The sequence below is a fragment of the Pantoea sp. GbtcB22 genome (assembly GCF_019091025.1).
GTDB classification, from domain to species: Bacteria; Pseudomonadota; Gammaproteobacteria; order Enterobacterales; family Enterobacteriaceae; genus Pantoea; species Pantoea leporis.
The window spans coordinates 1-229 of the sequence record NZ_JAGXKB010001058.1; the positions used below are offsets into that span (position 1 = coordinate 1).

The 229-nt window shown below is 58.1% G+C and carries 1 pseudogene; it reads left to right on the forward strand.

What is annotated here, in order from left to right:
• A pseudogene (locus KVT28_RS27500) lies at positions 1–196 on the forward strand (ABC transporter permease); the annotation flags it as partial.
• Between the last annotated feature and the right edge of the window lie 33 nt (positions 197–229).

Below are 229 nucleotides of genomic sequence, written 5' to 3' on the forward strand. Positions count from 1 at the left end.
TTTTATTGGCGCCACCTTGGCGCCATCACGTCGGCGCAATGTGTTAGGCACGCTGCTTGGCGTGGTGCTGCTGAGCTTTATCGGCAACGGCTTGCTGCTGGTCGGCTGGAATTTTTACTGGCAACAGGTCGCCACCGGCGGTTTAATTTTCATTGTGCTGGCCGTCGCGGCTCTGCGCGCGCGTCGTCACAGCTGAGAGAGGTCAAAGATGAGCCGGGCACCGTTTTTA